The sequence below is a fragment of the Rhodococcus sp. FH8 genome (assembly GCF_019266085.1).
Taxonomy (GTDB): Bacteria; Actinomycetota; Actinomycetes; order Mycobacteriales; family Mycobacteriaceae; genus Rhodococcus_F; species Rhodococcus_F qingshengii.
This window is the reverse complement of sequence record NZ_LPNQ01000057.1, coordinates 196,323-210,755: the sequence shown is the minus strand read 5'-3', so window position 1 is coordinate 210,755 and position 14,433 is coordinate 196,323. Positions and strand designations below refer to the sequence as shown.

General features: G+C 63.0%; 13 protein-coding genes. 6 read left to right on the top strand and 7 right to left on the bottom strand.

Features of this window, described 5'->3' with window-relative positions; genetic code table 11:
* The first annotated feature begins 37 nt into the window (after positions 1-37).
* From glyA to ATN38_RS03615, 4 genes are all read left to right on the top strand, one after another.
* Positions 38-1,345, top strand: a complete 1,308-nt coding sequence (glyA, locus tag ATN38_RS03630; RefSeq protein WP_003945195.1) for a serine hydroxymethyltransferase — start codon at positions 38-40, stop codon at positions 1,343-1,345.
* Between the two features lie 152 nt (positions 1,346-1,497).
* Positions 1,498-2,931: an amidase gene (locus tag ATN38_RS03625; protein ID WP_214927030.1), complete on the top strand. Its 1,434-nt coding sequence runs from the start codon at positions 1,498-1,500 to the stop codon at positions 2,929-2,931.
* 26 nt (positions 2,932-2,957) lie between these two features.
* Positions 2,958-3,674 (top strand): LuxR family transcriptional regulator, encoded by a 717-nt coding sequence (locus ATN38_RS03620; RefSeq protein ID WP_037132017.1) that lies wholly within the window; start codon positions 2,958-2,960, stop codon positions 3,672-3,674.
* Between the two features lie 275 nt (positions 3,675-3,949).
* Positions 3,950-5,317 carry a PhoH family protein gene (locus tag ATN38_RS03615; protein ID WP_003945274.1) on the top strand — a complete coding sequence of 456 codons (1,368 nt, stop codon included), beginning with the start codon at positions 3,950-3,952 and terminating at the stop codon, positions 5,315-5,317.
* A gap of 60 nt (positions 5,318-5,377) precedes the next feature.
* Here ATN38_RS03615 and ATN38_RS03610 read toward each other — a convergent pair whose 3' ends face one another.
* The 5 genes from ATN38_RS03610 to ATN38_RS03590 all read right to left on the bottom strand — a co-directional run bounded on the left by ATN38_RS03610 (position 5,378) and on the right by ATN38_RS03590 (position 10,202).
* Positions 5,378-5,782 carry a carboxymuconolactone decarboxylase family protein gene (locus ATN38_RS03610; protein ID WP_003945227.1) on the bottom strand — a complete coding sequence of 135 codons (405 nt, stop codon included), beginning with the start codon at positions 5,780-5,782 and terminating at the stop codon, positions 5,378-5,380.
* A gap of 30 nt (positions 5,783-5,812) precedes the next feature.
* Entirely contained in the window at positions 5,813-6,238 is a 426-nt protein-coding gene (locus ATN38_RS03605; RefSeq protein ID WP_007726363.1) for a limonene-1,2-epoxide hydrolase family protein, read from the bottom strand.
* Positions 6,239-6,255: 17 nt separating this feature from the next.
* A complete protein-coding gene (locus ATN38_RS03600; protein ID WP_007726361.1) occupies positions 6,256-7,869 on the bottom strand; it encodes a serine hydrolase in 1,614 nt (537 codons plus the stop codon).
* A gap of 97 nt (positions 7,870-7,966) precedes the next feature.
* A complete protein-coding gene (locus tag ATN38_RS03595) occupies positions 7,967-9,538 on the bottom strand; it encodes an MFS transporter (RefSeq protein ID WP_047270321.1) in 1,572 nt (523 codons plus the stop codon).
* Positions 9,539-9,635: 97 nt separating this feature from the next.
* On the bottom strand, positions 9,636-10,202 hold the full coding sequence (locus ATN38_RS03590) for a TetR/AcrR family transcriptional regulator (protein WP_003945239.1): 567 nt from the start codon (positions 10,200-10,202) through the stop codon (positions 9,636-9,638).
* A 340-nt stretch (positions 10,203-10,542) separates the two neighbouring features.
* On the opposite strand from ATN38_RS03590, the gene ATN38_RS03585 reads away from it, so the two are divergent.
* On the top strand, positions 10,543-10,998 hold the full coding sequence (locus ATN38_RS03585; protein ID WP_047270323.1) for a nitroreductase family deazaflavin-dependent oxidoreductase: 456 nt from the start codon (positions 10,543-10,545) through the stop codon (positions 10,996-10,998).
* 59 nt (positions 10,999-11,057) lie between these two features.
* The gene (locus tag ATN38_RS03580; RefSeq protein WP_080552824.1) at positions 11,058-11,777 is read left to right on the top strand and encodes an NADPH-dependent F420 reductase; all 720 of its coding nucleotides are present in this window, start codon (positions 11,058-11,060) and stop codon (positions 11,775-11,777) included.
* Positions 11,778-11,826: 49 nt separating this feature from the next.
* Here ATN38_RS03580 and ATN38_RS03575 read toward each other — a convergent pair whose 3' ends face one another.
* Entirely contained in the window at positions 11,827-13,230 is a 1,404-nt protein-coding gene (locus tag ATN38_RS03575) for a class II fumarate hydratase (RefSeq protein WP_003945220.1), read from the bottom strand.
* Positions 13,231-13,331: 101 nt separating this feature from the next.
* Complete coding sequence (gene glpX / locus ATN38_RS03570) at positions 13,332-14,366, bottom strand: class II fructose-bisphosphatase (protein WP_003945202.1); 1,035 nt, start codon at positions 14,364-14,366, stop codon at positions 13,332-13,334.
* Between the last annotated feature and the right edge of the window lie 67 nt (positions 14,367-14,433).

Genomic DNA, 14,433 nt, shown 5'->3' with positions numbered 1-14,433 from the left:
ACGCATTCGTTTCCGCATCCAGCTTGGAGATTCCTCGATGACCGCTGTGCCCGGCTCCGACGTCAACTCTGCATCACTCGCCGAACTCGACCCCGAAGTCGCCGAGGCGATGGCTGGTGAATTGGCTCGTCAGCGCGACACGCTCGAGATGATCGCGTCGGAGAACTTCGTTCCCCGCTCGGTTCTGCAGGCTCAGGGCAGCGTCCTGACCAACAAGTACGCCGAGGGCTACCCGGGACGTCGTTACTACGGCGGTTGCGAGCACGTCGACGTCATCGAGGATCTGGCGCGCAACCGTGCGAAGGAACTCTTCGGTGCAGAGTTCGCGAACGTTCAGCCGCACTCGGGCGCACAGGCCAACGCTGCTGTTCTGATGGCACTGATGAACCCGGGTGAGAAGCTGCTCGGCCTCGACCTTGCACACGGCGGTCACCTCACGCACGGCATGAAGCTCAACTTCTCCGGCAAGTTGTACGACGTCGCGTCCTACGGCGTCAGCAAGGAAGATCACCGCATCGACATGGACGAGGTGCGCTCGATCGCCCTCGCCGAGAAGCCGAAGGTCATCGTTGCCGGCTGGTCCGCGTACCCGCGTCAGCAGGACTTCGCGGCGTTCCGTGCGATCGCCGACGAGGTCGGGGCGTACCTGTGGGTGGACATGGCTCACTTCGCCGGACTGGTTGCGGCAGGCCTGCACCCGTCGCCCGTCCCGTACGCAGACGTCGTCTCCTCGACCGTCCACAAGACCCTCGGTGGTCCGCGTTCGGGCCTGATCCTGGCGAAGAAAGAGTGGGCCAAGAAGCTCAACTCCGCTGTCTTCCCCGGTCAGCAGGGAGGACCGCTCATGCACGCCATCGCGGCCAAGGCAGTCACCTTCAAGATCGCTGCCGGTGAAGAGTTCAAGGATCGTCAGGCACGCACCCTTTCCGGTGCGCGCATCCTTGCCGAGCGTCTGGGCAACAAGGACGTCGCAGACCAGGGCATCAGCGTCCTGACCGGCGGCACGGACGTCCACCTCGTTCTCGTGGACCTGCGTAACTCGCAGCTCGACGGCCAGCAGGGTGAGGACCTTCTGCACGAAATCGGCATCACGGTCAACCGCAACGCTGTTCCGTTCGATCCCCGCCCGCCGATGACCACCTCCGGTCTGCGTATCGGTACCGCAGCGTTGGCCACTCGCGGATTCGGCGATGCCGAGTTCACCGAGGTCGCCGACATCATCGGTACCGCTCTGGCCGGCAACGCGGATCTGCCGGCGCTGCGTGCGCGCGTCGCCAAGCTCGCTCTCGACCTTCCTCTGTACGACGGTCTCGAGAACTGGGGCCTGCTCAGCAAGAACGTCTAGGAATTCCTTCACCGACGGCCCGGTCCCTTTCGAGGGGCCGGGCCGCTGGTTTTTTGCCAGTCGCGGATTGTGGCATCGGTCACATGACCGATGGTGGCCGAGTTCGGCGCTTCCTAGCCTGAGAGCATCACCCCTCCGGCGAAGGAAACCCCATGACCGAACAGAATCTGCATTGGCTCTCCGCTACCGAGATGGCGGCGTCGGTCGCGTCGAACAGTCTCTCGCCCAACGAGATTGCCGAAGCGATGATCCAGCGCGTCGACGCCGTCAATCCGTCGATCAACGCGATAGTCCAGTTCGATCGCGAGCAGGTGACGCGCGATGCGGCCGAACTCTCACGGCAACAGGAAGCGGGCGAGAAACTCGGCCCGCTGCACGGCGTTCCGTTCACGATCAAAGATCTGACGGCAGTCGACGGGCTGCCGACCACGTTCGGGATGAAGCCGATGGCCGACAACATCGCGACGGGAAATGCCGTCGTCGTGGACAGGCTGCGTGGCGCCGGCGGACTGTTCCTGGGAAAGACGAATACTCCCGAAAGTGGTTACTACGGAGGCACGGACAACCACCTGTACGGGCCGACGCACAACCCGTGGAAGCTCGGCAACAGCGCGGGCGGGTCCAGTGGCGGTGCGTCGGCTGCTGTGGCTGCAGGCCTCGGGCCACTCGCCGAGGGCAGTGACGGCGCGGGATCGGTGCGTATCCCGTCGGCGCTCTGCGGGGTCGTCGGGTTGAAGCCGACCACCGGCGTCATCCCGCAGACCATCCTGGCCGGGCGCTTCTACAACTGGGCGTATCACGGTCCGATCACCCGGACTGTTGCCGACAACGCGCTGATGCTCGACATCATGGCCGGGCCGGACAATGCGGACCCGCTCTCGATCGAGCGTGCCGAGACCTCGTACGTCGAAGCCTCGAAGGGCGACGTGAAGGGCCTTCGCGTGGCGTGGTCGACGAATCTCGGTCTCGGCCATGTTGATCCGGAGGTGCTGGCGGTGTGTCTCGACGCGTTGTCGGCATTCGAGGAATTGGGTGCCCGGATCACCGAGGCGACCCCGCAGTGGGGAAATCCGTCGGAGTCGATGTGGAACGGCATCTGGGTTCCCGGTTTCGCTTCCGAATACGACTTGCTCGACTGGGAGAACCAGCGCGGCGAGGTCGACGACAACCTGATCGAGATCATGCACGAGGCCGAGCGGCTCACCGGTGTCGACGTCGGGCGGGCCGACGCATTCCGCGGCGTCATGTGGGACACGTGGACCGCGTTCATGAACGACTACGACGTGTTGGTCTCGCCGACCCTGGCTTCGGCCACGTTCCCGCTCAGTCAGTTCGCGCCGTCGTGGCTCGAAGGTGCGTCGCTGCGTGAGCAGTTGCTCGATTGGCTCTTCACCTACCCGTACAACATGCTCAACAATCCGGCGATCACCGTGCCCGCCGGATTCACCGCCGACGGTCGACCGGTGGGGCTGCAGATCGCCGCACGTCACCGCCGGGACGCAATGGTTCTGCGGACTGCCGCGAACTTCGAAGCGGCACGTCCGTGGGCGGACAAGAAGCCGGCCGATTCACTGGTCGTGGCCTAGCTCACACGATTGGCTAGATTGGTGTGATGACGTCTGTACTGCCTGATCGCGGCGCTGGACCTGACATGTTCGCGCCGCGATCGCCGGCGGCCGGGGCGTACGGCATTCTCGGCCTGTGCGCCGAAGAACTCCGCGCACGTGGACTCGCGTACTCGGCTGCGGCGGTCACGTACCGAGACCCGTCGACCGGAAGGCATCGGGCTCTGGCGAGTTCCGGATACGACGCCAGGGTGCTCGAGTTCCTGCTCGAGGACTTCGTCGCCGATCGCAATCTCTTCGGCATCATTCGCGAGGCGTCGGGCGTGCCCGTGTTCTGGCAGGACGTGCCACGATTCGAGCAGGTCGAGATGGTCACCGATGTTCTGCGGCCGTCCGGGTACGCCGAGGGTGCGTCGGTCGCATTGGGGTTCTCCGGCCGTGAGGTGACCGGATTGCTGCACATGAGCTTCGCGGATTCCGGCGTCGTCGATCGCGTACGGGAGGTGGTGGCGGCGTCCAGCGCAGCCTGCTCGCGCGTGGTGGGGGACCAGGTGGCGCTCGATCGTGTCCATCTGAGCCCACGCGAGATCCAAGTACTGCAATTGGTGGCCAGGGGCGCGGGCAATGTCGAGATCGCCGAGGAGTTGTTCGTCAGCCGTCGCACCGTCGCCACCCACCTCGAGAACATCTTCGTCAAGACCGGAACCAATTCGCGGGTTCAGGCAGCGGTGCGCGCCGCCAAGTGGGGTCTGATCGAGTCCTGAGTGACGCCGAATCACACGAGTGGCATTTTGTTACCTGGCGTTCACCAGATGTGCGGCTCGTTCCGTGGCGCGAGTGTCCGATCCGCAGTACCGTCGGCAGTAACGAGTAACCAGAAGTTACTTGTGCGGGAGGTTCTGATCGTGACTGAAACACTCAGTACGAGAGGGCCGGCGCCCGGCCCTTGTTTCAGCTGACACAGCGTCACCTGACACCAGAGCCGTCCGGCCCAGCGAGCTGAGTTTGCGCGGGTGCCGCGCAGACCTAGGAGCCCAACGTGACTGCATCACGCTCCGTCTCTGCCCACTCGGCCCGGGCTGATCTATCAGCCGGGAATCATTCGGGAGATGCACTTCGCACGTACGTCTTGGATACCTCGGTACTACTGTCCGATCCATGGGCTGTCACTCGATTCGCCGAACACCACGTGGTACTCCCACTGGTCGTGATCAGTGAACTCGAAGGCAAGCGACACCACCACGAACTGGGCTGGTTCGCCCGAGAATCGCTCCGCATGCTCGACGATCTCCGGATCGAATACAGCCGCCTCGACCGTCCGGTACCGATCGGCACCGAGAACGGGACACTGCAGGTCGAACTCAATCACACCGACCCTGCGGTCCTACCCGTCGGATTCCGCACGGACAGTAACGATTCGAGGATTCTGGCGTGCGCGCTGAACCTCGCGGCGGAGGGCAAGGACGTAGTCCTCGTCAGTAAGGACATACCGCTTCGTGTGAAGGCAGGCGCGGTGGGACTACCTGCCGACGAGTACCACGCTCACGACGTCGTGCCATCCGGATGGACGGGCATGACCGAGCTGGACGTCGCCTCGACGGACATCGACGAGCTGTTCAACGAGGGTTTCCTGGACCTCGACGAAGCACGAGATCTGCCGTGTCACACGGGTCTTCGTCTGCTCGGTGGCTCGTCGAGCGCCCTCGGTCGGGTGACTCCCGACAAGCGCATCCAGTTGGTGCGCGGTGAGCGCGAGGCGTTCGGGTTGCACGGCCGCTCCGCCGAGCAGCGCATTGCGCTCGATCTCCTCATGGACGAGAGCATCGGCATCATCTCTCTCGGTGGTAAGGCGGGCACCGGTAAATCGGCCTTGGCTCTGACGGCAGGTCTGGAAGCCGTTCTCGAGCGGCGCACTCAGCGCAAGGTTGTCGTCTTCCGTCCGTTGTATGCCGTTGGCGGACAAGAACTCGGCTACCTTCCCGGTAGTGAGAGCGAGAAGATGGGCCCGTGGGCTCAGGCCGTTTTCGACACTCTCGACGGGTTGGCCTCGCCAGAGGTTCTCGAGGAGGTTCTCGCCCGCGGAATGCTGGAAGTGTTGCCGCTGACGCACATTCGCGGTCGGTCGCTGCACGATTCGTTCGTGATCGTCGACGAAGCGCAGTCGCTCGAACGAAATGTTCTGCTGACAGTGCTTTCTCGTCTGGGAACCGGCTCGCGAGTGGTCCTCACGCACGATGTCGCGCAGCGTGACAACCTGCGAGTGGGCAGGCACGACGGAGTTGCGGCCGTCATCGAAAAGCTCAAGGGGCACCCGCTTTTTGCGCACATCACACTCACGCGCAGTGAGCGTTCGCCGATCGCCGAGTTGGTGACCGACATGCTCGAGGAGTTCGGCCCCACTTCCTGAGAAGTGATCTCCCCGTGCGGACTTCGGTCTGCACGGGGAGATGCCTGGGTTTGAAGTTGTTCAGTTTTGCAGCGGTCCCAGTTCGTTGTCGAGAACTTCCTGCACGACACGCATCGCCGCCAGCCCCGCCGGCGCGCCGCAATACGCGCTCGCGTGGATCACGGTTTCGACGATCTCGGTGCGCGTCAATCCGTTTCGCAATGCCCCACGTACGTGGCCTTTGAGTTCGTTCTCGGCGCGCAGCGCGATCAGCATCCCCAGATTGATCAGACTGCGACTGCGGCGATCGAGTCCGGGACGCGTCCATACCGAACCCCAGACGTTGGCCGTCACGAAGTTCTGCAGTTCTTCGCTGTCCGTTCCCCGGGTGCGCTCGAAGGCGGCGTCGACGAAATCGGCCCCCATGACTTCGGTGCGCACAGCCAATCCGGCGTCGAAGGAGTCAGGCGTGGTGTTTTCGGACATGGCAGGTTCGCTCGCTTTCGGCAGGTGATTTCAGGCCGGAGCAAGCCTACTTCGTGTCCCGGTCCCGACGACTGCGCGGCCGACCGCGGTCACCACGCCCCACGCGACGTCTCGCAGACTGAAGTAGTCCCGCCAGACGCAGACCTTGCCGTCGCGCAGTTCGAAAGTTCCGCATACCCAGAACTCGATGCGCAACGGTCCGACGGTGAGGATGTCGGTGCGTTCGGTGAGCACCGTGGACTCGTCGCCGACGATGTGGTGCATCTCCGCCTCGAATTTCAGTGAAGGCTTGGTGACCAGACGTAGCGCTCGCACGACGGTCTTCTTGCCTCGCAGGGTGGGGAGCGAGACGTTCTGCCAGACGATGTCGTCTGTCATCAATTCGGCTGCGGCGTCCACGTCGAAATCGGTGAGGGCCGCGAACATTGCGTTCACCGTGGCTGTCGAACTACTCATGGGGTGTCCTTGGCTGATTATTCGGCCGGTGTTGCCCGGATGAAGGTACCGAGATGATCGTGATCGAAGTACTCCAAGGTTAGCGAGTTTCCGTCGAAGGTGGCCTTCGAGACCGTCCCGGCCGGTGCGTTCTCGCCGCTGAGCGGGAACGTGAAGGTGTTTCCGTCCCAGTGGGTCAGAGGGTACGTCGCGGCCGCGGGACCCATGGTCAAGGTCAGCGCACCGTTCTGCTGCGTCACGAGCGCGGGACCCCAGTACGGATTGCCGTAGTCGCCGGTCAATTGGTCTGTCGGTGGCGCGGGAGCGGGGGAGGCCGGCGGCGTCTTCCCGGCAAGTTCGCCCTCAGGGTCGGCCTGTGAGGCAAAGGACGCTTCGTACAGCGGGCGCCACTCGCGGGTGATCTTCCCGAACTGCACCAGATCGGCGAATTCGGCGGTCAAAGTCTCTGCGACGCCGGTGGGCGTGCCGTTGGTCAGAACGACTATGCCGACGTCAGCGGAGGGAATCGTCACGAAATTGGTCCCGGCACCGAGCAGGAAGGCGCCGGAGTGGCTGGCGGTCACACGGCCTGCCGCGCTGTCGGAAACGTTGAACCCGTAGCCGTAGAAGCCGGAGCGTTCCCCGATTTCCTGCGCATGGCGCGAGACGATTTCCGGGTTGACTGCGGGCACGAGCGCCTCCGTCTGAACGACCTGCTGCCCCTGATACCGACCGCCCGACAGCACCATGTCCAACCACTTGGCCATGTCGTTCACCGAGGAGCTGACTCCACCGGCGGGGGATTGGGCGTCGGCGTCCCGAACCGGCCCTACCTTGTACTTTCCGTCTTCGAGGATGTGGCCGACTGTTCGATTTTCTCGGGCTTGGTAATCGGCGAACCGCGAAGACGTCGAAGTCATACCGAGCGGACCGTAGATCGTGTTCTGCGACAGCGTTTCCCAATCGGTGCCCGCCGCGGCTGCAACGGCCTCTGCACCGGCTGTGACGCCGAAGTTCGTGTACTCGTATGTGATTCGGAATGGATTGAGCGGTAGTTGGCGAAGTTTTTCGAGTACCTGAGCCCGGTTGTAGCCCAGGTCCTCCAGCCCGTCGCCGGCGTGGTCCGGTAACCCCGACCGATGCGTGTAGAGATCGGAGATCGTGAGGTGGTCGGTCACCCACGGATCGGCAAGCGCAAACCCCGGCAGTTTCGAGATCACCGGAGTGTCCCAGTCGACGGTCCCGATTCCGACTTCGTGGGCGACCACCGTGGCCCCGACCGATTTCGACACCGATGCCAGTTGGAACACGGTGTCGGCATCGACGGTGGCGCTCTTACCCAACTCGCGAACCCCGAATCCCTTTGCGTACACAGTCTTACCTCCGTGCACCACGGCCACCGCCATGCCGGGAACACCGGAACTTGCCATGAGGTCGTTCGCGAGGTCGTCGAGCTTCCCGACCGCGTCGTCGATTTGCCCGTCCGGGATCGGCACCCCGGCGTCGAGACCCGGGCTGGCGTCGCTGACGACCGGCCCGGGCGCCGAGGTGGTGTCTGAATCGGACGAGCATCCGGCGAGCAGGGCGACCGTCAGTACTACCGGAACCGCCGCTGCCGACAGTCGCGAGCTGTTTCTACTGGTGATGGACACGAGATTCTCCCTAGCAGGGTTGTCGTCGGTACCACTCGGTCAACCCAGTATCGGGGAACGGCGGGCTGATATTGGGACAAATCGGGAAACCTTGTAGCTACTTCGGGGTCTTGGTTGTCAGACTGCCGAGAATGGAGCCTTCCGTGACCGGCTTCCAAGGGAGCAACAACGCGACCAGCAGAGCGGTGATCAATGCTGCTCCGACTGTGAAGTACGACGCGATGGCGAAACCTTCCAGGCATGCGGTCTTCATCGTGTAGATCAGACTGTCCTTCTGCTGCTCGAAGAGCGGACTGATGTCGCGGGAGCGGATCTCGATGACGCTGAGCACGGACTCACGAGCGAAGCCTTTCTCCTGCGCCGACATCACGGCGTCGGGAATGGCATCGACGATCGGAGCCACCTTGGACGTGTAGTACGAGGCGACGATCGAACCGATGACGGCGACGCCCAGGGTCCCGCCGAGCTCACGCGTCGTGTCGTTGACTGCCGAACCTGCGCCCGCTTCGTCGAGGGGCACCGAGGACATGATGGAGTCGGTAGCCGGTCCCTGGACAATTGCGAGGCCCAGACCCATGAGGACCATCGAGATCACGACGGGTCCGAGGTAGGGCGTCTCGACGGTCGTCCGACCCGCCAGGAACATCCCGCCGCTGAGTACCAGGAGGCCGAACACCATCACTGCAGTCGTGCCGAGTTTCTGTGCCGCCAAGGTGGCGACTGGGGCGCCCACGGCGACAGCTGCAGCGAAAGGCAAAGAGTGAATGCCGAATTCGAGCGGCGAGTACTCCCGAACGCCCTGGAAGTACTGCGTGATCAGGAACAAGAATCCGAACATGCTGAAGTAGCTGACAGCAATAGCCAAGGCGGGGAAAGAAAACCGCCGGATTCGGAAGAGATTCATGTTCAGGATCGGCGCGTCGGTGCGCAGTTCCCATGCGACGAATGCGGCCAACAACACTGTCGCAGAGAGGTATCCCGTGATGCTGAATGTCGACACCCATCCGCGATGTGGTGCGTCGATGATGGTCCACACCAGAATGACGATGCCCAGTAGCGACAAGATTGTTCCGACGAAATCGAATCGGCCGACGTGGAGCGCCTTCGATTCCGGAACAACCAGCAGCACACCCACGATGACCAACAATGCTGCCGGAACGTTCATCCAGAACACCGAGTGCCAGGAGAAGTGCTCGAGAAGCCAGCCGCCCGCAGTCGGGCCGATGGCAATCGCGAAGCCGGCCATTGCGGTCCAGGCCGCGATGGCGATGGCTCGTTCTCTGGCGTCGGTGAAGATGTTGGTGATCATGGCCAACGTAGCCGGAAAGACAGCTGCGGCAAAGACACCCATGGCGGCTCGCGCCATGATCACCTGTTCGAGGTTGGAAGCCAAGGCGCCGACGAGCGACATCGCACCGACGCCGATCAAGCCGATGATCATCACTCGGCGGCGTCCGAAGCGGTCACCCAGGTGGCCGAAAGTGAGTAGGAACCCGGCGAAGGTCAACGTGTACGCGTCGACGATCCACTGCAGGTCGCTGACGCTGGCGAACAAGTCGACGCTCATCGTCGGCAGTGCGACGTTGACCACTGTGTTGTCCAGCACGACAAGGAGTTCGGCGAGGCAGATGAAGATCAGCGCAGTGAATCGACGGGACTTGGTCATCATGGGCGCCGAGGGCGCCGGTGCAAGTGTGTGAGACATGTTTGTACGCCATCTCTGCTCCTGCGCGGACGGCAGCAGCGGTTGGAAGAAAGAGGGTTGGTCAGCTCGGGGCCGAGACCAGAGCCTTGAGGTGAGCGCCGATGCGATCGAGAGGCGCCGTGGTGTGCTGAGCTTTTGCCATCAGCGTCGCGCCTTCGATTGACGCGATCACGACGGTTGCCCACTGTGCTGCAGTCTCGGACGGCTGTCCCTGCTGCCAGAAGAACGATGTGAGAAGCGATTCCCACGAGGTGAAGGATTCGCCCGCAGCAGTTAATGCCGCCGGCGTCGACGCGCCCTCCACTGCCGCGGCTGCGACCGGACAGGAGGAGGTGAAATCGCTCTCTACCAAGCTGTTTCGAAATATCGTGACAACCGCGTCGATGATCTCCGGTGGGGAAGACTGAGCGATCATCGAACTGATGGCGGCACTGACGCCCCGGCCGAAGTAGGCAACTGCTTCGCCGGCCAGCTGTCCTTTGCCCTCGGGAAAGTAGTGGTACACCGACCCGCGGGGAGCACCCGAGCGTTCGACGATCTCGGTGAGCGAGGTCGTCGCGATCCCGTGTTCACGGAAGGCATTGATGGCGCCGACCAGCATCAGAGTGCGGGAATCGGAGTCGGCCATCCCGCCATCGTATGCAATCGCAGTGCTGTTCGAATCATCTGGTGCCGCTGATTCTCTTGGTACTCCCCACTTGCGACGCGCTGCGGCGATCGGACAACGCGTCTGCGGGCCGGTCATGGCAACGAGGCGTCTCGAGGTGTGTTCATCACTGCCTCCCAGTATGTCGATCGGTATAGGAACTAATCTGAGACTAGATGTAACCGACAGACACAGTCAAGTGTTGTGTGCAGGTGGTGGGCATCGACGGAGATTCTTGGTGGCAAAACTCCCCGAACAGTGGTTATATCGTGCGGTATAGAGCTGTTGCTTCGAGCACCAGCTTCGGAGGAGAGGAAACGACATGCCGGTACCGACGTCAGTTGCACGAAAACGAAGAATCGAAGTCGCAGTCGGGAAGTATTTCGCCAATCCGCTGGTCACCGGATTGAATCGGATCGGTTTGATGCCGTCGTTGATGACCGAGATCGAGACGGTTGGACGCCGAACCGGTCTGACCCGCCGAGTGCCCGTTGCGATCACCTACGACGGTGACGAGGCGTGGGTCATTGCGCAGCATGGCACCGGCACGGGGTGGGGTGCCAATATCTCTGCGATACCGAAGGTTCGGATCCGTCGCCGCGGCGAGTGGGTGGACGGACAGGCCCAGATCATGCCGGACGACGACGTGCCGGCGCGGGTGAAGACATTTGCGTCGGGGAAGATCAGATCGGCGCTGACGGCCTCTGCCTTTCGCGGATTGCAGACCGACCCGGTCAGTGTTCGCATCAAACTCGCACTCGATTCGTCAACCGATTGAATCAACGGGAGTTGAAATGGCCGGTGCGGAATGACCCGGTGCGTTCTCGTCGTTGACGAATGCAGCGGTGGCGCGATCGCCACTGCACACGACGAAGGAGCAGGGTCATGCGCATCGGAATCATCGGAGCCGGTCAGATCGGTGGCACGCTCACACGTAGGCTCGCTGCGCTCGGTCACGACGTGCGCGTCTCGAACTCGCGGACACCGGACACGCTTGCAGAACTGGAAGCCGAGACGGGTGCGAAGGCAGTCCGCAGCACCGAGGCCGCCGAGGGTGCCGAGCTGGTCATCGTGAGCATTCCGCAGAAGAACGTGGTTGATCTACCGGCGGGGATTCTCAGCGGTGCGGTCGCCGGTGCCCCGGTCATCGAGACCAACAACTACTACCCGCAACAGCGTGACGGTCTGATCGCCGCCATCGAGGACGGACAGACCGAAAGCGGATGGGTGCAGGAACACCTGGGTGTACCGGTGTTCAAGGCGTTCAACGGAATCTGGTGGAAGCATCTCCTCGAGAAGGGGCTTCCCGAAGGTGCAGAGGGGCGCATTGCGCTACCCATCGCCGGCGACGACGACGCGAACAAGCAGGTCGTCTTCGATCTGATCAATCAGTTGGGCTTCGATCCCGTCGATGCGGGAACGATCGACGATTCCTGGCGTCAGCAGCCGGGAACTCCCGTGTACGGCAAGGATTTCGATCGCGAAGCGACGCTGAAGGCATTGGCCGAGGCGAGCCCCGATCGCACCGACGAGTGGCGGGCAACCACTACGGTGTAGGGAAAAGTGTGGCGGTTTCCGAAGTGGAAACCGCCACTCTTTTGTTTGTTCAGTCCTTGACCTTCGCCATCGCCAGAACGTCGAGACGCTTGTCGAGTTCTTCCTCGCTCAGCTTGTCCGGGACGAGTCCGCGTTCGATGACGACCTGACGGATCGTCTTCTTCTCTTTGAGTGCCTGCTTCGCGACGGCTGCGGCTTCCTCGTAACCGATTGCCGAGTTGAGGGGCGTCACGATCGACGGCGAAGATTCGGCGAGTGTCTTGAGGTGCTCCTCGTGCGCGACCAGTCCGCTGACGCACTTGTCGGCGAACAGTCGAGAGACGTTGGCCAGCAAGGTGAACGACTCCAGCAGGTTGCGGGCCATGACCGGGATGTAGACGTTGAGTTCGAAAGCTCCGGCGGCGCCACCCCACGCGATGGCGGCGTCGTTTCCGATCACCTGAGCCGCAACCTGAGTGGTTGCCTCGGGCAGGACCGGGTTCACCTTTCCGGGCATGATCGAGCTTCCCGGCTGCAGATCAGGGAGTGCGATCTCGCCGAGTCCGGTCAGCGGACCCGATCCCATCCACCGAATGTCGTTGGCAATCTTCGTCAGTGAGACGGCGATGGTCCGCAGCGCGCCCGATGCCTCGACCAGTCCGTCACGCGCGGCCTGCGCTTCGAAGCTGTTCTTCGCCGGAGTCAGCGCGTCGACACCGGTCGACTTGACCAGTTCGGCAACAACTTTGGGGCCGAATCCATCCGGAGCATTGAGACCGGTGCCGACTGCTGTTCCGCCGATCGGCAGCTCGCCGAGGCGGGGGAGTGTTGCGTTGACGCGCTCGATGCCGGCTTCGATCTGACGTGCGTAGCCGCCGAACTCCTGACCGAGCGTGACCGGCACAGCGTCCATCAGATGGGTGCGTCCGGATTTGACGACGGTCTTCCACTCGGTCGCCTTCGTGGCAAGCGCAGCATGTAGATGTTCCAGTGCCGGAACAAGATCGGTGACCGCTGCTTCGGTAGCTGCGACGTGCGTGGCGGTGGGGAAGGTGTCGTTGGAGGACTGCGACATGTTGACGTGATCATTGGGATGTACGTCCACACCGGCGGCCTTCGCGATGGATGCGATGACCTCGTTGGCGTTCATGTTCGAACTGGTTCCCGAGCCGGTCTGGAAGACGTCGATGGGGAACTGATCGTCGTGCTTGCCTTCGGCGATCTCGTTCGCGGCGGCGATGATTGCGTCGGCCTTGTCCGCGTCGAGGAGTCCGAGGTCCTTGTTGACCTGCGCACACGCTGCTTTCAGCAAGCCCATTGCGCGGATCTGGGTGCGCTCGAGCGGGCGCCCGCTGATCGGGAAGTTCTCGACTGCACGCTGGGTCTGTGCTCGCCACAGTGCGTCGATGGGCACCCGAACTTCGCCCATGGTGTCGTGTTCGATTCGGAACTGTTGATCGTTGCTCTCCGTCATGGCTCCACATTGCCACTTTTCGAGAGCGGGTAGGGGACTACGTCCCCCGTGAGCGGTTGAGGAATGCAGGGACTCCCTAACCACTCACGGGGCGGAGCCCATCAGAACGTCGGGGGAACCGCGCCCTCTTCGCCGTCGAAATCGACGGAGCTGTACTCGCGCAGCTTCTCGAGACGGTGGTACGCGTCGATCATGCGAACGGTACCGGACTTGCTACGCATCACGATGGACTGCGTGCTGGCGCCGCCGCCGTAGTAGCGGACGCCGCGCAGGAGGTCACCGTCGGTGACGCCGGTGGCGCAGAAGAAGACGTTCTCGCCCGAGACGAGATCTTCGGTGGACAGGATTCGATCGAGATCGTGACCGGCGTCGATGGCCTTCTGACGCTCTTCGTCGTCGGTGGGGGCCAGCTTGCCCTGTAGCGATCCACCCATGCAGCGCATGGCTGCTGCGGCGATGATGCCCTCTGGCGTTCCGCCGATGCCCACGAGCATGTCGGTGCCGGACTCCGGACGCGCTGCGGCGATCGCGCCGGCAACGTCACCGTCGGAGATCAGACGGATACGGGCGCCGGTGTCGCGAACGTCCTGGATCAGCTGGTTGTGACGCGGGCGGTCCAGGATGCAGATCGTGATGTCGGAGACCGACGCCTTCTTGACCTTGGCTACGCGCTTGATGTTCTCGGCGATCGGTGCGCTGATGTCGATGACATCTGCGGCATCCGGCCCGACAGCGATCTTCTCCATGTAGAACACGGCCGACGGATCGAACATCGCGCCGCGCTCGGCAACAGCCAGAACAGAGATTGCGTTGGGCATGCCCTTGGACATCAAGGTGGTGCCGTCGACCGGGTCGACGGCGAAGTCACAGTCGGGGCCGTCGCCGTTTCCGACCTCTTCGCCGTTGAACAGCATCGGCGCTTCGTCCTTCTCGCCTTCACCGATGACGACGATGCCGCGCATCGAGACGGAGGAGACGAGCTGACGCATAGCGTCGACGGCTGCTCCGTCGCCGCCTTCCTTGTCGCCGCGGCCTACCCAGCGGCCGGCAGCCATAGCACCGGCTTCGGTGACTCGGACCAATTCGAGTGCGAGGTTACGGTCCGGGGTCTCACGATGAGTGCTGCTGGCCGTCATGTGCGGTGCCTCCTGGCGCGGTCGCGGTCGACGGGGTGTGTCGACGCAGTGGTTTCTTCAGGCGTCA